This window comes from Rhizobium pantanalense (genome assembly GCF_030182525.1).
Lineage (GTDB): Bacteria > Pseudomonadota > Alphaproteobacteria > Rhizobiales > Rhizobiaceae > Rhizobium.
This window is the reverse complement of the sequence record NZ_JAQJCH010000001.1, coordinates 281,952-301,383: the sequence shown is the minus strand read 5'-3', so window position 1 is coordinate 301,383 and position 19,432 is coordinate 281,952. Positions and strand designations below refer to the sequence as shown.

General features: G+C 61.2%; 17 protein-coding genes and 1 other RNA gene. 12 read left to right on the top strand and 6 right to left on the bottom strand.

Features of this window, described 5'->3' with window-relative positions:
* Positions 1-30 precede the first annotated feature (30 nt).
* Positions 31-894 (bottom strand): helix-turn-helix transcriptional regulator, encoded by an 864-nt coding sequence (locus tag PH558_RS01435; RefSeq protein WP_095435733.1) that lies wholly within the window; start codon positions 892-894, stop codon positions 31-33.
* A 102-nt stretch (positions 895-996) separates the two neighbouring features.
* Here PH558_RS01435 and PH558_RS01430 point away from each other — a divergent pair, with 102 nt between their 5' ends.
* Together PH558_RS01430 and PH558_RS01425 are read left to right on the top strand one after the other, a co-directional pair.
* Positions 997-1,815, top strand: coding sequence for an SDR family NAD(P)-dependent oxidoreductase (locus PH558_RS01430; protein WP_095435734.1), 819 nt, complete (start codon positions 997-999; stop codon positions 1,813-1,815).
* A 43-nt stretch (positions 1,816-1,858) separates the two neighbouring features.
* Entirely contained in the window at positions 1,859-2,572 is a 714-nt protein-coding gene (locus PH558_RS01425) for an SDR family oxidoreductase (RefSeq protein ID WP_285201864.1), read from the top strand.
* A 39-nt stretch (positions 2,573-2,611) separates the two neighbouring features.
* Here the strand turns inward: PH558_RS01425 and PH558_RS01420 are convergent, their stop codons facing one another.
* The gene (locus tag PH558_RS01420; protein ID WP_095436352.1) at positions 2,612-3,049 is read right to left on the bottom strand and encodes a MarR family winged helix-turn-helix transcriptional regulator; all 438 of its coding nucleotides are present in this window, start codon (positions 3,047-3,049) and stop codon (positions 2,612-2,614) included.
* A gap of 228 nt (positions 3,050-3,277) precedes the next feature.
* Here PH558_RS01420 and PH558_RS01415 point away from each other — a divergent pair, with 228 nt between their 5' ends.
* Positions 3,278-5,077 carry a chloride channel protein gene (locus PH558_RS01415; protein WP_113408240.1) on the top strand — a complete coding sequence of 600 codons (1,800 nt, stop codon included), beginning with the start codon at positions 3,278-3,280 and terminating at the stop codon, positions 5,075-5,077.
* 94 nt (positions 5,078-5,171) lie between these two features.
* Here PH558_RS01415 and ssrS read toward each other — a convergent pair.
* The 3 genes from ssrS to PH558_RS01400 form a co-directional block, all read right to left on the bottom strand.
* A non-coding RNA gene (gene ssrS / locus PH558_RS01410) (6S RNA) lies at positions 5,172-5,330 on the bottom strand.
* A 65-nt stretch (positions 5,331-5,395) separates the two neighbouring features.
* Positions 5,396-5,773 carry a cell division protein ZapA gene (locus PH558_RS01405; RefSeq protein ID WP_095435737.1) on the bottom strand — a complete coding sequence of 126 codons (378 nt, stop codon included), beginning with the start codon at positions 5,771-5,773 and terminating at the stop codon, positions 5,396-5,398.
* A gap of 47 nt (positions 5,774-5,820) precedes the next feature.
* Complete coding sequence (locus PH558_RS01400; protein WP_015341018.1) at positions 5,821-6,096, bottom strand: DUF4164 domain-containing protein; 276 nt, start codon at positions 6,094-6,096, stop codon at positions 5,821-5,823.
* 404 nt (positions 6,097-6,500) lie between these two features.
* Here PH558_RS01400 and tkt point away from each other — a divergent pair, with 404 nt between their 5' ends.
* From tkt to PH558_RS01360, 8 genes are all read left to right on the top strand, one after another.
* Positions 6,501-8,483 (top strand): transketolase, encoded by a 1,983-nt coding sequence (gene tkt / locus PH558_RS01395; protein ID WP_095435738.1) that lies wholly within the window; start codon positions 6,501-6,503, stop codon positions 8,481-8,483.
* Positions 8,484-8,547: 64 nt separating this feature from the next.
* Positions 8,548-9,558: a type I glyceraldehyde-3-phosphate dehydrogenase gene (gap, locus tag PH558_RS01390; RefSeq protein WP_113355183.1), complete on the top strand. Its 1,011-nt coding sequence runs from the start codon at positions 8,548-8,550 to the stop codon at positions 9,556-9,558.
* 2 nt (positions 9,559-9,560) lie between these two features.
* Positions 9,561-10,145 (top strand): putative glycolipid-binding domain-containing protein, encoded by a 585-nt coding sequence (locus tag PH558_RS01385; RefSeq protein ID WP_285201863.1) that lies wholly within the window; start codon positions 9,561-9,563, stop codon positions 10,143-10,145.
* 515 nt (positions 10,146-10,660) lie between these two features.
* The gene (locus tag PH558_RS01380; protein WP_095435741.1) at positions 10,661-12,511 is read left to right on the top strand and encodes a potassium/proton antiporter; all 1,851 of its coding nucleotides are present in this window, start codon (positions 10,661-10,663) and stop codon (positions 12,509-12,511) included.
* Positions 12,512-12,582: 71 nt separating this feature from the next.
* Positions 12,583-13,785 carry a phosphoglycerate kinase gene (locus PH558_RS01375; protein WP_285201862.1) on the top strand — a complete coding sequence of 401 codons (1,203 nt, stop codon included), beginning with the start codon at positions 12,583-12,585 and terminating at the stop codon, positions 13,783-13,785.
* A gap of 212 nt (positions 13,786-13,997) precedes the next feature.
* A complete protein-coding gene (locus PH558_RS01370) occupies positions 13,998-15,023 on the top strand; it encodes a class I fructose-bisphosphate aldolase (protein WP_113408244.1) in 1,026 nt (341 codons plus the stop codon).
* A gap of 409 nt (positions 15,024-15,432) precedes the next feature.
* Positions 15,433-16,617, top strand: coding sequence for a serine hydrolase domain-containing protein (locus PH558_RS01365; protein ID WP_285201861.1), 1,185 nt, complete (start codon positions 15,433-15,435; stop codon positions 16,615-16,617).
* A 158-nt stretch (positions 16,618-16,775) separates the two neighbouring features.
* Positions 16,776-17,693, top strand: coding sequence for a PhzF family phenazine biosynthesis protein (locus tag PH558_RS01360; RefSeq protein WP_095435745.1), 918 nt, complete (start codon positions 16,776-16,778; stop codon positions 17,691-17,693).
* Between the two features lie 48 nt (positions 17,694-17,741).
* On the opposite strand, the gene PH558_RS01355 is transcribed toward PH558_RS01360, so the two are convergent.
* Positions 17,742-17,903: a hypothetical protein gene (locus PH558_RS01355; protein ID WP_095435746.1), complete on the bottom strand. Its 162-nt coding sequence runs from the start codon at positions 17,901-17,903 to the stop codon at positions 17,742-17,744.
* A 225-nt stretch (positions 17,904-18,128) separates the two neighbouring features.
* On the opposite strand from PH558_RS01355, the gene PH558_RS01350 reads away from it, so the two are divergent.
* A complete protein-coding gene (locus tag PH558_RS01350) occupies positions 18,129-19,403 on the top strand; it encodes an MFS transporter (RefSeq protein WP_095436353.1) in 1,275 nt (424 codons plus the stop codon).
* Positions 19,404-19,432 lie beyond the last annotated feature (29 nt).

The following is a 19,432-nucleotide window of genomic DNA, read 5'->3' as shown; positions in this document are numbered from 1 at the left end:
AAAGATGGGTGGGTTCGGAGAAAACTGGATTTAGGCTGCGCCGGTCCGGCCCAACAGCCGTTTCAGCCCGTCGCTCGTCCCGTCCTCTTCGAGCGGTGTATAAACGACCAGCTTCATGTCGGCACGGTCCATGACGGCAAGCGCGGTATATTCGAATGTCATCAAACCGACCTCCGGATGGCGCAGCCGCTTGCGACCTGTCAGCGGCCGCAACACATCCTGTCTCGGCCACCATGCGCGAAACTCGGGGCTCGCCTGCGTCAAGGTGGCGATCAGCCGTTCGAAATCGGGATCGCCGGCATAACGGGCACTGTCGGCGCGAAACATCGCCAGCGAATTCGCCGCCACGATCTCCCAATCGACAAGAAGCTGCCGATGCGCAGGATCGGTGAACACCCGATGGACGCTGTTGCGCGCATCCCCCTGCAACAAGGCATAATCGCCGAAAAGCGCGACGGCTGCCGCATTCCAGGCGAGCACGTCCCAACGCCTGCCGAGAATATAGGCCGGTTGGCCGGCAAGGCTCGCAAGCATGCGCACCAGCGCGTCCGGCACCTCCTCAGGCCCGCGCGAGGGGGCATCAACAGACGGCCGATCGCTGAGGGTGAAGAGATGCCGCCGCTCGACCGGATCGAGCCGCAGCGCATAAGCCAGCGCCGATAGAACCTCTGCGGAAGGGCGGACGTCCCGGCCCTGTTCCAGCCATGTGTACCAGGTGGTGCCGACACCGGCCAGAAGCGCCACTTCCTCGCGCCTGAGCCCCGGCGTGCGCCGCCGGAACCCTTCCGGAAGCCCGACGCTAGCGGGCGTCAGCTTCTCCCGACGCGAGCGCAGAAAGGCGCCGAACTCGCGACGCCTGGCTTCGAGGATGATCTGGCTCTGGTTGATGGTCATGCTTTATTATAGCAGGATCAATACTAGGATAAAGTCAGAACTGTTTGCCGCGTTCACAAGCTGCCAAATATCCATCATGCAGATAACGAGAAGGCGGTTGCTATGGATATGAGCGGCAAGACGGTCCTGATTACAGGCTCGACGGATGGTGTCGGGCGCCGAGTTGCGGAACGACTGGCAGCAGCAGGTGCGACGGTGATCGTTCATGGTCGCGACAAGACCCGCGCGGAAGAACTGATCTCCCGCATCCAGGACAAAGGCGGCAAAGCGGCCTATTATCTAGCCGACCTTTCCTCGCTGGAAGAGGTCCGCACTCTGGCCGATGCCATCGAGCGCGACATCGATCGCCTCGATGTTCTGATCAGCAATGCCGGCATCGGTACCAGCGGCGGCGGCGCTGGGCGCCAGGTAAGCCGAGACGGATACGAGCTGCGCTTCGCGGTGAATTATCTCGCCGGATTCCTGCTGACGCACCGGCTCCTGCCTTTGTTGAAGGCGAGCACTCCCGCTCGCATCGTCAATGTATCCTCTGTTGGCCAGCAGGCGATCGACTTCTCCGACGTCATGCTGACGCGCGGCTACAGCGGCGTGCGTGCCTATTGCCAGAGCAAGCTGGCGCAGATCATGTTCACCTTCGATCTCGCCGAGGAGCTTGCCGCCTCCGGCGTCACCGCCAACTGCCTGCACCCCGCGACCTATATGGACACGACCATGGTGCGCCAGGCAGGCGTTGCACCCATAAGCTCCGTCGAGCAAGGGGCCGATGCCATCCTCAATCTGGCCGCCGGCGCCGCCCTGGAGGGACAGTCCGGCCTCTATTACGACGGACTGCGCCCATCCCGCGCCTCTGCTCAAGCCTATGACGCAACGGCGCGACAGCGCCTTCGAACACTCAGCCAGAGCCTTGCCGGCCTCGCCTGAACCACATCTCCCAACACTCCCCTACCCCAGAAAGGAGACACCTATGTCGTCTCAACACGTCGCCATTATCGGCGGCTCCTCCGGCATCGGTCTCGCGACCGCCGGCCATCTTCTCGAAAAAGGCTATCGCGTCACCATCACGGGTCGCGATGCCGCCAAGCTCCAGGCAGCTGAGCAGAGCCTCGACGGCGATATTGCCGCCGTGACCATGGATGCTGCCGACTTTGCCGGCCTTGCCGAGGCCTTCCAGGCAATCGGACCGGTCGATCATCTCGTCATGGCATTGGGCGGCGGCAATGGTGCCGGCCCTTTCGCCACGATCGACCTCGCCGATCTCAGGAAAGGCTTCGAGCAGAAAACGATGGCGCATTTCGCCTGCGCCCAGGCTTGCCTTCCGCATCTTTCGAAGCAAGGCAGCATCACCTTCGTCTCTGCCGTCTCGGCACAGGCGGCGATGCCTGGAACCGCAGGGCTCGGAGCCATCAATGCCGCCATAGCCGCCCTGGCGCCAATCCTCGCCGTCGAACTCAAGCCGGTCCGGGTAAATTGCGTGTCGCCCGGCGTCGTCGATACTCCCTGGTGGGATTTCACCGCGGAGCAGAAGGAGCAGATCTTTGCGGGCTTTGCAGCCCGCACGCCCGTTGGCCGTGTCGGCCGCCCTGAGGAGATTGCCGAAGCCATCGCCTTCCTGATCGGTAACGGCTTCACCAGCGGTCACACGCTGATCTGCGACGGCGGTATCCGTTTGGGCCAATGATCTCTCGCGCATTGCCGGTATCATCAGGCAATGGCGCCCTCAGTCGTTGCGAACGCCGGCCTGAAGCTGCGTGAGGATCTCGATCAGCCGCGGCGCCATCTCACGGATTTCGACCAGATGGATTGAACTGAGCATTTGGAGAACCTCTTCGGACTTTTCCGTCAATTGCAGCGTCTGCCGACGCTTGTCCGTTGGATCGGGATGACGGGTGACATAGCCGCCCTCGATCAGGCGCCCCACAAGTTCCGTCGCCGTATGCGGTGCGATCAGCAGCTTTTCCGCGAGCATGCCGATCGTCATCGCCTCGGCCGTTCCATTGCCCTTGATCGCCAGCAGCGCCTGATGCTGTTGCGGCGGCAGGCCCGCGTCCTGCGCGGCCGACGTGCTGAAATCCATGAACTTACGCAGGGTGTAACGCAGCGTCGCCAGCGCCTCATAGTCAGCCTGCGAAAGAGCTTCATCCAAACGTCGCACCATCAAATCGTCCTCATTGCCGCCGTTCGCGGTCCTCAAGCATGCCGAGCAAAATCCTCAGCGGTTTTGCGGCAACACCGTGCTCCAGATCAAGGAACTATAGGGCCGAAAACGAATCCTGCAGATCGCAATGCGCTTGAGTTGATTTATATCGCATTACGATATATTTGCCATCTCGAAGCGGGGAGCGGCTGAAGGACGGCCGCGCGCGCTTAGCACAGAAGGCCTCCCATGCAGGACACCAGCACCTCACAAAGTCACAGCCATGATTTCTCCGGCGGGGCCTCCCGCAAGGACAATGGCGATTTCACCACGGACAAGCGCGTCCTGTTGCTGATCGCCATGGCGCTCGTCGTCGGCACCGGCGGCGCCTTCGCCGCGTGGGTGCTCATCAATCTCATCGCGCTCGTCAGCAACGCTGTTTGGCTGTTCAAGATCAGCACCGAGCCGCTCTCCTTCGCCACGGTGGCACGCTCGCCATGGATGGTGGCCGCTCCTATCCTGGGCGGCCTCGTCATCGGCCTGATGGCCCGCTTCGGCTCGGAGAAGATCCGCGGCCACGGCATCCCCGAAGCCATCGAGGCGATCCTGATCGGCGGCAGCCGCATGTCGCCGAAGGTGGCGGTGCTGAAGCCCCTGTCATCGGCGATCTCGATCGGCTCCGGCGGCCCGTTCGGCGCGGAAGGTCCGATCATCATGACCGGCGGCGCCATCGGTTCGCTCTTCGCGCAGCTCTTCCATCTGAGCGCCGCCGAGAGAAAGACCCTGCTTGTCGCCGGCGCCGCGGCGGGCATGACCGCGGTCTTCGGCACACCGATCGCGGCCGTCATGCTTGCCGTCGAACTCCTGCTCTTCGAATGGAAGCCGCGCAGCTTCATTCCGGTCGCGGTCGCGGCCTGCGTTTCGGTTGTCTGGCGGCCGCTGCTGATCGGCAGCGGCGCACTCTTCCCCGCGCATTTCGAGATGTCGCTCTCCTGGTGGGGCATTCTGCTCGCCGCCGGCCTCGGCATCGTCTCCGGCCTGCAATCCGGCCTGCTGACGACTTTGCTCTATAAGATCGAGGATGCCTTCGAGAAGCTGCCGATCCACTGGATGTGGTGGCCCGCACTCGGCGGCCTCGTCGTCGGGCTCGGTGGGCTGATCGAGCCACGCGCGCTGGGCGTCGGCTACGACATCATCGCCGATCTCCTGCATAGCCGCATCGCCGTCGGGGCCGTTCTGGCAATCCTACTGGTCAAGGCGGGCATCTGGCTCGTGGCGCTGTCCTCCGGCACCTCGGGCGGCGTCCTGGCGCCGCTGCTCATCCTCGGCGGCGCGCTCGGCTGGCTCGTCGGCCTTGCCCTGCCAGGCGATACCGGCTTCTGGGCGATGCTCGGCATGGCGGCGATGATGGGCGGCACGATGCGTGCTCCGCTGACGGGCACCTTCTTCGCCGTCGAGCTGACGGGTGACACGAATTCGCTGGTGCCACTGCTTGCGGCAACGGTCGCATCCTATGCCGTCACTGTCCTTCTGCTGAAGCGATCGATTCTGACGGAAAAGATCGCAAGGCGTGGCCAGCACATTACCCGCGAATACGGCATCGACCCGTTCGAGCTGACCCGTGCCCGCGACATCATGATCGCCGAGGTAGACACACTGCCAGCCTCCATGCGCCTGTCGGAAGCGCTGGCGCAGATGACGGATCGGCCGGATGCGCATCGCTTCTATCCCGTCGTCGGGGAGAATAACCGCCTCGTCGGCATGATCTCGCGCGCTGATGCCTTGCGCTGGCAGAGCGAACCGGAACTCATGGATCAATCGCTCTATGACGTGATCTCGGATACGTCTCTTCCGGTTGCCCATGCCGAAGATACGGTGGGACGCGTCGCCGATATCATGATCCAGGCGGATACGGGACGTGTTCCGGTCGTGGAGCCACAGACCGGCCGCCTCGTCGGCCTCATCGCCCGCAAAGACCTGCTGCGGCTGCGCAGTGCGACCAATCGCGCCGAACTCGAGCGCGGCGCTTACCTGCGATCCAAAGGTTAAGGGGAGGAGGATTGGCGTCAACGCGGCGGAAGAACTGCGTGGCGCCTTCCTTGGCCATCTGCCAGAGAATTGGCACCCAGCTAGGAAGATTTAAGAGCGATCCACAACGACCGATGGATGTTTACGATCCTGGGTGCCTACAAACGTAGGTGGGCACCGTGTGTCCAGGCCCACGGGCCTGGTCAGGGACAGCTCCCTTTGGATCGAGTATGGCCCCAGGGATTGTGGTTCCTGTCGGGAAGCGCAGACCGCCTGAACTATATAAAGAGCTTTGAAGCATTCTACCAGAGGGCTGCGACGGGCAGCCCCAGAAATAACTCAAGCCTGCTCGACACCCGGACGCTCTAAAAGCTTCTCGGTGATGCCGTGAATGCGCGTCGTCACCTCGTCGATGACGCTCGCCAGCGTCTCCTCGGCCCTCGCATTGGCTGCCACTGTCGTATCACGGGTGCTGGTCAGGGTTTCCAGCTCGGCCTCCAGCGAAGACACGCGCCGGGTCAATTCGCTCACTTCATCCATGATCATGATCCCGGCCATGACAGTCAGCCTGAGATCGCCGATTTCGCCGAACTGGCTTTTCAAATGCAGGACATAACGATCGAAGCGATTGGCAAGATCCGTCAGATGGTCTTCCTGCCCCTCTTCGCAGGCCATCCGGTAGGCTTTGCCGTCGATCGTTACCGTTACTTGTGCCATTCGACTTTCCGATCACTGCCGCACTGCGACGGCTGCCTCCCGAGGGATCAGCGGTCCAGCACGGCTCTTATGGTTTCCATCGCCGTCACGAGCCGGCGCGACACTTCCCGATTGACCTCTTCCAGCCGGTTCGCGCGGAACTCGGCCTGGTCCAGTTCCTGGGCAAGGCGGGATCGATCGGCGTGAACCCTACGGACCTCGCCTTCTATATCGCTCTGCGCCCGTTCCCGCTCGAACCGTCCGTCAACCGCGCTCTCCAAAGTCGAAAGCGCCTGGCGCAATTGGGCGAGCGCCGCGTCCACCGTTTTGCCTGAAGGTGTCATACCCTTCGCATCTCCGCGCAAGGCCCGAATCAAAACATCCGGCCACTTGTCTGATTTCGCAACAATATTCAACTCGGCAACAGCACGTCAATAAAGGCTGTCATGTGGCAGCCCCCCTATTCTGTGGATGAATGCCGCCTTTGCCGCCTGCACAGGCCTTGTCGCATGATTGTCGTCTTTTGTAAAAGTGAACGGGCAAATGTCAAAAAATTGCCCCGAGAGGCCCGTATTGGGCCCTCGATTTATTGACTTGCTCGCCCTAACTGCTATGTCTCGACCGCCTGAGGCGACGTTGAAAATGGCGTTCGGAAGAGCGTCTCCCCTTCACCCGCCTTTCAACCGATGGCCCTCCCTCCCAAGCGTGTGGCCATCCCCCCGAACCCGGAACACTGCGGAAAAACCCCATGAACTCTCGCGAACAACACGACCGGATGGCGAATGCGATCCGTTTCCTTGCCATGGATGCTGTCGAGAAGGCCAATTCCGGTCACCCCGGTTTGCCGATGGGGATGGCTGATGTTGCCACCGTTCTCTTTAGCAAATATCTGCGCTTTGATCCGAAGAACCCGCTTTGGCCGGACCGCGACCGCTTCGTCCTGTCGGCTGGCCACGGCTCGATGCTGCTTTATTCGGTCCTCTATCTGACCGGCTATCCCGACATGACGGTCGAAGAGCTCACACGCTTCCGCCAGCTCGGCTCCAAGACCGCCGGCCATCCGGAATACGGTCACGCCACCGGCATCGAAACCACTACCGGCCCGCTCGGCCAGGGCATTGCCAATGCCGTCGGCATGGCGATCGCCGAGCGCAAGCTGCGCGAGGAGTTCGGCTCGGAACTTCAGGATCACTACACCTACGCCATGTGCGGCGACGGCTGCCTGATGGAAGGCATCAGCCATGAGGCGATCGCGCTGGCCGGCCACCTCAAGCTCAATAAGCTGATCCTGTTCTGGGACAACAACTCCATCACCATCGACGGCGCCGTCTCGTTGTCGGATTCGACCGACCAGATCATGCGCTTCAAGGCCGTTCACTGGAACACGATCGAAATCGACGGTCACGACCAGGCCGCCATCGCCGCGGCCATCGAAGCCGCACACAAGTCCGACCGCCCGACGTTGATCGCCTGCAAGACGATCATCGGCTTCGGCGCCCCCAACAAGCAGGGTACGCACAAGGTCCATGGCTCGCCGCTCGGCGCCGAGGAAATTGCCGCGACCCGCGTCGCGCTCAACTGGCCCTACGAGCCCTTCGTCATCCCGAACGACGTCCTCGGTGAATGGCGCGCTGCCGGCGAGCGCTCCGTCGGCACTCGCGAGGCCTGGGAAGGCCGCCTTGCTGCCGCCGACCCGGCCAAGAAGGCCGAGTTCACCCGCCGCTTCGATCACAAGCTGCCGGCCGGATTCGACGCCGCCATCAGCGACTACAAGAAGAAGCTCGCGGAAACCAAGCCGACGGTCGCAACCCGCAAGGCATCGGAAGATGCGCTCGAAGTCATCAACGGCTTCATTCCGGAAACGCTCGGCGGCTCGGCCGACCTGACGCCGTCGAACAACACCAAGACCAGCCAGATGAAGTCGATCACCCCGACCGATTTCTCCGGCCGTTACATGCACTGGGGTATCCGCGAACACGGCATGGCTGCTGCCATGAACGGCATCGCGTTGCACGGCGGCCTGATCCCCTATAGCGGCGGCTTCCTGATCTTCTCGGATTATTGCCGCCCGCCGCTGCGCCTGGCCGCCCTGATGGGCATCCGCGCCATCCACGTCCTGACGCATGATTCCATCGGCGTCGGCGAAGACGGCCCGACCCACCAGCCGGTCGAGCAGGTCGCCAGCCTGCGCGCCATCCCGAACTTCCAGCTCTTCCGCCCGGCCGACGCAACGGAAACGGCCGAATGCTGGCAGATCGCCATCAAGACGACGAACCGCCCGTCCGGCCTTGCCCTGACGCGCCAGAACCTGCAGGCCGCCCGTACGGAATATAGCGAGAAGAACCTCTGCGAACTCGGCGCTTACACGCTGGCCGGCAATGCCGACGCCAAGGTCACGATCTTCGCTTCGGGCTCCGAAGTTGAACTCGCCGTTGCTGCCCGCGCGGTCCTGGAAGGCAAGGGCGTCTCCACGCGCGTCGTTTCCGTTCCCTGCACCGAACTCTTCTTCGAGCAGCCGGATGCTTACCGCAAGGAAGTCATCGGCAACTCGCCGGTCAAGGTTGCCGTCGAAGCCGGCGTTCGCGAAGGCTGGGATGCCTTCATCGGACCGGAAGGCGCATTTATCGGCATGAAGGGCTTCGGCGCTTCCGCTCCTTACAAGGACGTCTACAAGCACTTCGGCATCACGACGGAGGCCGTTGTCGCCGCCGCTGAGGCAAAGCTTTCCTGAGGGCGCTGACAAGCGCTCTCAAATCCAATAGATAAACACCCTGAGTGAACGGGAGTGACATTCAATGACTGTAAAAGTTGCTATCAACGGCTTTGGCCGTATCGGCCGTAACGTTCTGCGCGCAATCGTCGAATCCGGCCGCACCGATATCGAGATCGTTGCCATCAACGACCTTGGGCCGGTCGAGACCAACGCCCACCTGCTGCGTTACGATTCCATCCACGGCAAGTTCCCCGCCGAAGTGAAGGTCGAAGGCGACACGATCATCGTTGGCGGCGGCAAGCCGATCAAGGTCACGGCGATCAAGGACCCGGCAACCCTGCCGCACCGTGATCTCGGTGTCGATATCGCCATGGAATGCACGGGCATCTTCACGGCCCGCGACAAGGCCGCCGCTCACCTGACGGCCGGCGCCAAGCGCGTCATCGTTTCGGCTCCTGCCGATGGTGCTGACCTGACCGTCGTTTTCGGCGTCAACCATGACCAACTCACCAAAGAGCACCTGGTCATCTCCAACGCATCCTGCACCACGAACTGCCTGGTGCCGGTCGTGAAGGTTCTCGACGACGCCGTCGGCATCGACCACGGCTTCATGACGACTATCCACTCCTACACCGGCGACCAGCCGACGCTGGACACCATGCACAAGGACCTGTACCGCGCCCGCGCCGCAGCCCTGTCCATGATCCCGACGTCGACGGGTGCCGCAAAGGCTGTCGGTCTCGTTCTGCCGCACCTCAAGGGCAAGCTCGACGGCACGTCGATCCGCGTTCCCACGCCGAACGTCTCGGTCGTCGACTTCAAGTTCGTGGCCAAGAAGGCAACGTCGGTCGGCGAAATCAACGAAGCCATCAAGGCTGCATCGAACGGCAAGCTGAAGGGCATCCTCGGCTACACCGACGAGCCGCTGGTTTCCCGCGACTTCAACCATGACAGCCACTCGTCGATCTTCGCGACCGACCAGACCAAGGTCATGGAAGGCAACTTCGTGCGCGTCCTGTCCTGGTACGACAACGAATGGGGCTTCTCGAGCCGCATGTCCGACACGGCCGTCGCCTTCGCCAAGACGATCTGATCATGGCCTTCCGCCCGCTCCTTCCGACGACAGTCCGCTGGCGTCCCTTGGAAGGAGATGGGCTGGAGCACCTGACGGTCACCCCTCTCGATCATGCCGGCAGCGCGGCCATCCGCGCTGCCGGCATTATCATTGGTGCCCGCGGCGGCACGCCCTACGGCGTCTCTTACCGCATCGACTGCGCCGCCGATTGGGCCGTTCTTTCCTTCTCGGTCGAAACCACCGATGGCCGCCGCCTGGCGCTGATCTCGGATGGCAAGGGACACTGGCGCACCGAGCATGGCATGACGCTGCCGCAATTCGACGGCTGCATCGATATCGATCTCTATGGCTCGCCCTTCACCAACAGTCTGCCGATCCGCCGACTGGAAATGACACCGCAAGACGGAACGGCCAAGCTCTCCATGCTCTATATCCCGTTCGACACCTTTCAGCCGGTGCGGGACGGCCAGCATTATACCTGCATCGTGCCGGAGAAGCTCTACCGCTATGCGGCCGAAGACCGGGATTTCACCGTCGAACTTCCGGTGGATGAGGATGGGCTCGTGATCGACTATCCCAGCTATTTCAGGCGTGTAGATGTTTGAGCTGCGGTATCGTTACCCTTGCTCATTCGGCAAGCAATGAGCTTGTGCTTGGATCCTCGGGTCAAGCCCGAGGATGACGTGTTTTCGGGGTGCACCGCGGACAAACGATAGTTTTTTGAGATGCATCTCCCAAGTCGCTATGTGTCTTTGGCCTATTCTCAAGCACCGTCATCCTCGGGCTTGACCCGAGGATCCACGCACAAGCCTTTTGGCCCAATCGCAATTGCCCTTCAAAACGCCTCAATCTTTGTTCTCCCTGCCCTGCTATGGTCCAGATTTACCAATAAATTTTGGACAGGACATCTCCCAGGGCATTCCAAGCCGCTTCGCCGTTCTGGCAAAAGCGCATCACACCATGCCGTCGCAACCGTCAGAGTGGGCTTCAGTCGAAAAGCTCTCCTCTGAATAAGGCCATATTTGCCAATATGACCGGCAAGACTGCATGATGGGATGACGAAGGGACCTCCGGCAATCCGGGCTTTTGGCCCAGCGGCGCAGGGAAAGGGGAAGACAAGGTGGAGGCATTTTACGTCATCGTGCTGGTCGGCACGGTCCTTGTTCTCATTGCGGCCTTTTCCAGCCTCCTCGCCTTCCGCTTCGGCGCACCCTTGCTGCTGCTTTTCCTGATGATCGGGCTTGCAGCCGGCACCGACGGGCTCGGCATCGAATTCTCCAACAATTACCTCGCCTATATTCTCGGCTCTCTGGCGCTAGCCATCATTCTCTTCGATTCCGGCTATGGCACGCCGATCCAGGCCTTCAAGCTCGCTGCGGCGCCCGCGCTGACCATCGCCTCCGTCGGCGTTATCGTAACGGCCGCATTGTTCGGCCTTGCCGCCACCTGGCTGCTTGGCTTCACCTGGCTTCAGGGGCTGCTGCTCGGCTCCATCGTCGCCTCAACGGACGCAGCCGCCGTCTTCTTCCTGCTGCGCATCGGCGGCATCAATATCCGTGACAAGGTACGCTCGACGCTGGAAGTCGAATCCGGCACCAACGATCCGATGGCAATCTTTCTAACACTCGCCTTGGTCGAGCTGCTCGCAAGCGGCGAAGGCTATGCCGGCATCAACCTCGCCATGCTCGCCACCTTCGTCCAGCAGATGGGGCTAGGCGTCATACTCGGCCTGCTCGGCGGCATGATGATCGTCCTCATCGTCGGCCGCTTGGAAACCGACCGCGGCCTGACCCCTATCTTCGTGCTGGCGCTGGCACTCCTCGTCTTCTCGTTTACCGGCGCCGTCGGCGGCAGCGGCTTCCTGGCCGTCTATGTCGCAGGCATCTATGCCGGCAATCGCAAGCTGCCCGCATCCGCCTCGATCAAGCGTTTCCAGGACGGCATGACCTGGCTGGCGCAGATCATCATGTTTCTCGTACTCGGTCTGCTCGCCACGCCATCGGAATTTCCGGCGATCGCCATCCCCGCCATCGCGCTGGCACTGTTCCTGATCTTCGTTGCTCGGCCGATCGCCGTCTGGCTCTGCGTGCTGCCCTTCGACTATACGCAGCGGGAAACCGGTTTCGTCGCCTGGGTCGGTCTGCGCGGCGCCGTCTCCATTCTTCTGGCGATCATGCCGATCCTCGGCGGCCTGCAGGCGGGGCAAACCTATTTCAACGTTGCCTTCATCGTCGTGCTGGTGTCGCTGCTCGTCCAGGGCTGGACCATCAAACCGATGGCGCGCCGCCTCGGTCTCATCGTTCCCCCGCGCATGGGGGCGATCGACAAGGTCGAGGTCGACCTGCCGGGCACGGTCAACCACGAACTCCTCTCCTATCGTGTCGTGAAGGACAGCCCGGTCCTGCGCGGCGAACGCATTCCGCGCTGGGCAACACCATCGCTCATCGTCCGCGACGGCAAGTCCATGCGCTATCAATATGCCGGCCGCCTGCGCGAAAACGATATCGTCTATCTTTTCGTCTCCCCCAATTATTCGCGCCTTCTCGACCGCATCTTCGCCAGCCGCGCGCCGGTCGATCCCGAGGATGCCGAATTCTTCGGTGCCTTCTCGATCTCGCCGCTGCGCCCCGCCGCCGATCTCGACGCTGCCTATGGACCGGGATTGCTGAGCGAACAGGAGAAAGGGCTCACCATAGCGGAGCTCATGCGCCATCGTCTCGGTGGCAAGGCCGACTATGCGGATCGCGTTCGTCTCGGCGAGATCATCCTTATCGTCAGGGATCTCGACGAGAACGATCATATCCAATCCGTCGGCATGTCGCTCGAGGCGGTGGAACCGCCCGTCATCATGCCGATCTTCATCAATCTCCATGATATTTTGAAGAGCGCCCGCGCCTATCTGCAGAAGCGCCGCGAGCGTGCGCATGAAGCTGTTTCAAGCGATTCGTCGACGGGCAAAAACGACGTCTGAACGCCTTGCGTCTGCGATCATCCGTAGTATGGTCGGCGCGCTTTTCGCCACCAACAATATTGGATCCTCCCATGGCAGCCTTCAAAACTCTCGACGATCTCACCGACATCTCCGGCAAGCGCGTACTGGTACGCGTCGACCTCAACGTGCCGGTCAAGGATGGCAAGGTCACCGATGCGACCCGCATCGAACGTGTCGCCCCGACGATTCTCGAATTGTCCGAAAAGGGTGCCAAGGTCATCCTGCTTGCCCATTTCGGCCGGCCGAAGGATGGCCCCTCCCCGGACCTCTCCCTCGGCCTCATCATACCGGCCGTCGAAGAAGTTCTGGATCACGCCGTTCTCTTCGCCTCCGACTGCATCGATGCTCCGGCTGCCGACGCCGTTGCCAAGATGAACAACGGCGACATCCTGCTGCTGGAAAACACCCGCTTCCACAAGGAAGAGGAAAAGAACGATGCAGCCTTCACCAAGGCGCTCGCCGTCAATGGCGATATCTACGTCAACGACGCTTTCTCGGCCGCGCACCGCGCCCATTCCTCGACGGAGGGCCTCGCCCACCTGCTGCCGGCCTATGCAGGTCGCACGATGCAGGCAGAGCTTGAAGCCCTGGAAAAGGGCCTCGGCAATCCGGTCCGCCCGGTCGTCGCCATCGTCGGCGGCGCCAAGGTTTCCACCAAGATCGACCTTCTGACGAACCTGGTGAAGAAGGTCGATGCGCTCGTCATCGGCGGCGGCATGGCCAACACCTTCCTCGCCGCCCGAGGCACCAATGTCGGCAAATCGCTCTGCGAACATGACCTTGCAGACACAGCCAAGCAGATCATGATCGAGGCCGCCACAGCCGGCTGCGCGATCGTGCTGCCTGAGGACGGCGTCGTCGCTCGCGAATTCAAGGCCGGTGCCGACAACGAAATCGTCGCGATCGAAGCGATCCCCGCCGATGCCATGGTCCTCGATGTCGGTCCGAAGTCCGTCGAAGCCGTCAAGAACTGGATCGGCCGTGCCACGACGCTGGTCTGGAACGGCCCGCTCGGCGCCTTCGAAATCACGCCTTTCGATGCAGCAACCGTCGCAGTTGCCAAATATGCCGCCGAATGCACCAAGACCGGCAAGCTGACCTCGGTCGCCGGAGGCGGCGACACGGTTTCGGCGCTCAACCATGCCGGCGTTGCCGACGACTTCACCTATGTCTCGACGGCGGGCGGCGCGTTCCTCGAATGGATGGAAGGCAAGGTCCTGCCGGGTGTCGCAGTTCTGCGGGCCAGCAAATAACAAGCCTTATCGCGGTGAACGATGCGGGCCGCGAAAGCTAAAGCTTTCGCGGCTTTTCCATGAGTGCTAGGATTACATGAAAGACTTTCAAACGGTTGAAATCATTTCAATCGTTTCAATTAGTTAGCCTCCCATTTCCCTCCTTCTACACTTCTGTTATCGCCGATCTATATTGTTCTTGTCGCCGAATGAAATCGCCTTGGAGAAACAAAATGAGCGAACGAATTGAAGACATTGCCGTAAAGATGGTTGCTGGTGGCAAGGGCCTCCTGGCGGCGGACGAATCCACCGCCACGATCAAGAAGCGCTTCGACGCCATCTCTCTCGTATCAACGGAAGAGAGCCGCCGCGACTATCGCGAAATGCTCTTCCGCTCCGACGACGCAATGAAGAAATACATCTCCGGCGTCATCCTCTATGAGGAAACCCTCTTCCAGAAGGCCGCCGACGGCACCCCCTTCGTCGATATCATCAAGGCTGCAGACAGCATTCCCGGCATCAAGGTCGATGTCGGCGCCAAGCCACTCGCCGGCTTCCCTGGTGAAACCGTCACCGAAGGCCTCGACGGCCTCGCCGATCGCCTGGCGAAATATTATGATGCCGGCGCCCGCTTTGCCAAATGGCGCGGCGTGATCGCCATTTCGGATACGCTGCCGACCTATGGCGCCATCAAGGCCAACGCCCATGCGCTTGCCCGTTACGCCGCCCTCTGCCAGCAGGCCAAGATCGTTCCGATCGTCGAGCCGGAAGTGCTGATGGATGGCGAGCCCGGCACGCAGAGCCTCGACCGCAGTGAGGAAGTTACCCGCTGGACGCTGCAGATCGTCTTCCAGGAGCTCGCAGAAGCTCGCATCAAGCTCGAAGGCATGATCCTGAAGCCGAGCATGGTCATCGACGGCAAGAAGGTCCGCAAAGCCTCCGTCGAGCAGGTCGCCGAACGCACCGTCAAGGTTCTAAAGGAAACGGTTCCGTCAGCCGTTCCCGGTATCGCCTTCCTCTCCGGTGGCCAGTCCACCGAAGAGGCGACCGCCCACCTCTCCGCCATCAATTCGGGCTATGAACTGCCCTGGAAGGTGACCTTCTCCTATGGTCGCGCCCTGCAGGACAGCGCGCTGAAGGCATGGGGCGGCAAGCCGGAAAACGTCGCCGCCGGCCAGCGCGCCTTCACCCATCGCGCCGAGATGAACTATCTCGCCGCCAAGGGCAGCTGGACGAAGGATCGCGAACAGGCTGCCTGATGCCAGCTGGAGCAATTCCGGGAAAAGGGCACTACAATTTTCTCGGAATTGCGCGGAAACAAAGGGATAGAGTGGTTCGATGGCTGTGAAAAGCTGAGCCACTTGAGTATTCGAATGAACGAAAAGCCTCGGTCGCGATGCGATCGGGGCTTTTTTGCTTTCGGACAATGGCCAACCGAGCGTTCAGAACAGAGCAAGTTACATCTGACACAATGGTAAGAATAGGTTTGCTGTGATATCGGAAAACAAACCATGTCAAATGGATGTTACGAAAACGCGGCACTAGCTTGTCCCACTTATAATAAAAGGGGCCAAATAGAGGGGTTGCCATATGCTTGCTTGGCGCAGTTTTGTTGCTGTTCTTTCTGTAGTCCTAGTTGCACAAATAGATATTGCTCGCGCCCAACAATTGCAGACGGCTGTTCCCGTTTTCTCCGCGACCGGACCGGACGCAGAGGCTTACGGTGAGAAACTCGGCTACCCCATCGGCCTGCCGCTGAGCGAACAACGGAACATGATCGGCAATTTCAGTCACGCCGATAAGCTTGCGCCAACGCATACGATCGCCGCCGCCGAGCATCCGCTACCCCTCTTACGCGCCCCGTCCGAGATTTCGGTCAAGTTCACGTTCGGCACTGAAACCAGCTCCTTGTCGAAATATCTCGACACCAATCCCACCACTGGCCTGCTGATTGCCCACAACGACACGATCCTGTTCGAACATTACCAATATGGCCGCACCGACCGCGACCGCCTTGTCTCGCAATCCATGGCGAAAACCTTGACCGCCATGATGATCGGGATCGCGATTTCCGAGGGCGCCATCCATTCGATCGACGATACGGTCGAGACCTATGTGCCGGAGCTGAAAGGCACGGAGATGGGCGCCACGCCGATCCGCGCCTTGCTGCATATGGCCTCCGGCATTGCCTTCACCGAAAACTTCGGCAATCCTGACGACAATGTTCGCCTCAGCAATTCATTGCTCGGCCCGGAAAAACTCGACCCCATTACGGCCATATCGCGGTTCAACAAGCGGGTCGCTTCTCCCGACACGGTGTGGCACTACAGCAATCTCGATACGGAAGGGCTGAGCCTGGTCCTGACGCACGCCACCCATATGAGCATGGCGGATTATCTCCAGACCCGCATCTGGCAGCCGATGGGTGCGGAAGCCAGCGCGAACTGGCAGGTCGACAGCACCGGCCAGGAGGTCGGCTACTGCTGCTTCAGCGCGACACTGCGCGATTATGCGCGCTTTGGCCTGCTGCTCGCCCATGACGGCGCCTTGAACGGCCGGCAGATCATACCCCGCCAATGGCTGTTGGATGCCACGGAGCCGGTCAAGCAAGGCTCGTTCCTGGCGGTCAATCACGAAACGAACCCCTGGGGCTACGGCTATCAAACCTGGCTGATGCCCGGTCCGCGCCGAACATTCTTTCTGGATGGCCGAGCCGGCCAGCGCATCCTCGTCGATCCGACAACCCATCTGGTTCTCGTTCACACTGCGGTCCGTGCGAAGCCCGGCGATACGGGCAGTGCCGAGCTGGTCGAGCTCTGGTCCAGCGTGCTCAAGCAGTTTCAGAACAATTGACGTGATCGTCATCGCGTGATGGGCCTTAATGCTGATACGGAAGCCAGACCTCCAACGGTGACCGCTGGTGAAGTTGTCACCGGCACAAGTTCCCGCTTCCAGCACCAGCCGACCACCGGCTAAATCCTCGCAGATCTATAAAAGCTGTGGGGGCCGCCATGAACACTGTCGCTTATGTCACCGTCGATGTCTTCACATCCGAACGCTTCGTTGGCAATCCACTGGCGGTCATCCCCGATGCGCGAGGCCTCGGCAGCGACGCCATGCAGAAGATCGCAGCCGAGTTCGGTTATTCGGAAACGACCTTCGTGCTGCCGCCTGAAAATCCCGATCACACCGCGCGCGTTCGCATCTTCACGCCGACAGCTGAAATTCCCTTTGCCGGCCACCCGAATGTCGGCACCGCCTTCGTTCTCGGCCAGCAGCGGGCGATCTTCGGAAGGCCTACGGGCGACAGACTGATTTTCGAAGAGGATGCCGGTCTTGTGGAGGTCGCCTTGTTGCGCAACGATAGCGCGGTCGTCGGCGCAAGCATTCGCGCGCCTGGCCAACTTACGATCGGCGAGTCGGTTGCCGACGAACTGATTGCCCGCTGTGTGCAGATCAACCCACAGTCGATCCGCCATACGACCCATGCCCCGATCTTCGCATCCGTCGGTCTGCCTTTCGCCTTCGCCGAATTGGACAGCCTCGAAACGCTCGCCAAGGCATGGCCGAATGCCGCCGTTTTTGCTGAAGCCGCCGCACGCCACAAGGAAGACAAGACCGGCTTCTCACTCTTTCTCTACGTGCGCTCTCCCGAAAACCCGTGGGCCATCCGCGCCCGCATGTTTGCCCCGCTCGACAACGTCACGGAAGATCCGGCGACCGGCAGCGCCTCTGCCGCGATCAGCGCCTATCTGACGTCCCTGCTTCCCGCGCAGGATGTGGAGGTAAAAATTACCATCGAACAGGGCGTGGAGATGGGAAGACGCAGCCTTATCGGCGTTGATGTCAGGAAATCTGCCGGCACGGTAAACGAAGTCTTGCTGTCAGGCAGCAGCGTCTCCGTCATGCGCGGAGAGATCCAACTTTAGGCAGCCGCACGTAGCGGCGCTGAGACCCTGAATCCGGGCTGAAATGCGCTAGAACACCTCGTTGATGACAAGCGCCACCGTCCAGACGGCAAAGGCGAAGATAGCGATCTTCCAGAAATCGGCCCTGCGCCTCAGGCCCGGCAGCCCCAAAGGTTTGATGATGTGCACCGCCATGGCGAGCAGAAGCAGCACCGCTATGGCTTTTGTCACGCTATTTTTCCCCGTTTATGCAAGAGTGAGGGCAGCCGCGACCAAAAACCGCTGCACGCCTTTCGCGATCATGCTCTAATCGTCATAGGACGGACATTTTTCCGCGCCAACAGACTGTTTCTACAGGCCGATAGCGGCAATCCGGGACACAATCAATAGCGAATACAGACAGGGCAGAATCCTGTCTTATCGGCTCCTGAAACGAGCCGCATGAAGGTGGGGAGCATGAAACGAAACATATTGCCGGTACTCGCTTTGCTGTTCGGCACGCTGTTCCTGTTTACGGGCAATGGCTTGCACAGCCTGTTGCTGCCTGTGCGCGGCACGGCCGAAGGCTATGCGACGACGACGCTCGGCCTGCTTGGCACCACCTGGGCGACGGGTTTCGTCCTCGGCTGCCTGACGGCGCCGAAACTGGTTCGGCGCATAGGTCATGTGCGCGCCTTTTCTGGTTTCATCTCCGTCATCGCCATCATCGCGCTTCTGACCGGCATCATCGTCGACCCCACCTGGTGGGTGGCGTTGCGTGCCGTGACCGGCTTCTGCACGGCCGGCACCTCAATGATCATCGAAAGCTGGCTCAACGAACGCGCTACCAATGAAAGCCGCGGCGCGATCTTCTCGCTCTATATCGGCATTACGCTAATCGGCGCCGTCGCCGGCCAGATGATGGTGCCCTTCGCCGACGTCCATACGCCTATCCTCTTCATGGTGTGCGGCATCTGCTATTGTATCGCCATGCTGCCGACGACGCTGTCGACCGCCGCCTCGCCGCAGCCGCTGAAGGCCGTCAGCCTCGACCTGAAGGCGCTCTACCGCAATTCACCGGTCGCCTCGATCGGCATCCTGCTCGTCGGCATCGCCAATGGCGCATACGGCACGCTCGGCGCCGTCTTCGGTGCGAAGGCCGGCCTTTCCCAAGGCGATATCGCGCTGATGATGAGCTCTACCATCTTCGCCGGCGCCGTCATGCAGCTGCCGGCCGGCCGCCTGTCCGATCGCATCGACCGCCGCTATGTACTTGCGGGCATGGCGGCGATCGCCGCTCTCGACGGTCTGCTGCTGTTTCTGCTGAAGCCCGGCAGCCCCTTCTTCCTCATCGGCATGGTCGTCATTTATGGCGCCGTCGCCAATACGCTCTATCCGATCGCCGTCGCCCACGCCAACGACTTCGCCGCGCCGGAGGATTTCGTCAAGGTTTCGGGCGGCCTGCTGCTGCTCTACGGTATCGGCACGATCATCGGCCCGACGCTGAGCGGCCCGGTCATGTCCTCCATCGGCCCATACTCGCTATTCTTCGTCACCGCTGTCGCCCATGTGCTGATTACCTCCTATTCGATCTTCCGCAGCCGCATGCGCGCCGCAAAACCGGCGGGTGATCGCGACGCCTACACGACCATGCCGTCGGCCAACGCGCAGATGATCACACCGGAGAGCATGGCGCTCGCGCGCAGCGAGACTTCAAAAAAGGACGATATAACTGTAAATTACGGCACCTGATCCCTCGACAAGGGAAAGGAGGAGCCGAA

Coding starts and splice junctions, on each gene's coding strand:
- PH558_RS01360 (WP_095435745.1), top strand. CDS start 16,776: ATGAACACTGTCGCTTATGTCACCGTCGATGTCTTCACATCCGAACGC.
- PH558_RS01405 (WP_095435737.1), bottom strand. CDS start 5,773: ATGGCACAAGTAACGGTAACGATCGACGGCAAAGCCTACCGGATGGCC.
- PH558_RS01435 (WP_095435733.1), bottom strand. CDS start 894: ATGACCATCAACCAGAGCCAGATCATCCTCGAAGCCAGGCGTCGCGAG.
- PH558_RS01425 (WP_285201864.1), top strand. CDS start 1,859: ATGTCGTCTCAACACGTCGCCATTATCGGCGGCTCCTCCGGCATCGGT.
- gap (WP_113355183.1), top strand. CDS start 8,548: ATGACTGTAAAAGTTGCTATCAACGGCTTTGGCCGTATCGGCCGTAAC.
- PH558_RS01385 (WP_285201863.1), top strand. CDS start 9,561: ATGGCCTTCCGCCCGCTCCTTCCGACGACAGTCCGCTGGCGTCCCTTG.
- tkt (WP_095435738.1), top strand. CDS start 6,501: ATGAACTCTCGCGAACAACACGACCGGATGGCGAATGCGATCCGTTTC.
- PH558_RS01400 (WP_015341018.1), bottom strand. CDS start 6,096: ATGACACCTTCAGGCAAAACGGTGGACGCGGCGCTCGCCCAATTGCGC.
- PH558_RS01350 (WP_095436353.1), top strand. CDS start 18,129: ATGAAACGAAACATATTGCCGGTACTCGCTTTGCTGTTCGGCACGCTG.
- PH558_RS01415 (WP_113408240.1), top strand. CDS start 3,278: ATGCAGGACACCAGCACCTCACAAAGTCACAGCCATGATTTCTCCGGC.
- PH558_RS01430 (WP_095435734.1), top strand. CDS start 997: ATGGATATGAGCGGCAAGACGGTCCTGATTACAGGCTCGACGGATGGT.
- PH558_RS01370 (WP_113408244.1), top strand. CDS start 13,998: ATGAGCGAACGAATTGAAGACATTGCCGTAAAGATGGTTGCTGGTGGC.
- PH558_RS01375 (WP_285201862.1), top strand. CDS start 12,583: ATGGCAGCCTTCAAAACTCTCGACGATCTCACCGACATCTCCGGCAAG.
- PH558_RS01420 (WP_095436352.1), bottom strand. CDS start 3,049: ATGGTGCGACGTTTGGATGAAGCTCTTTCGCAGGCTGACTATGAGGCG.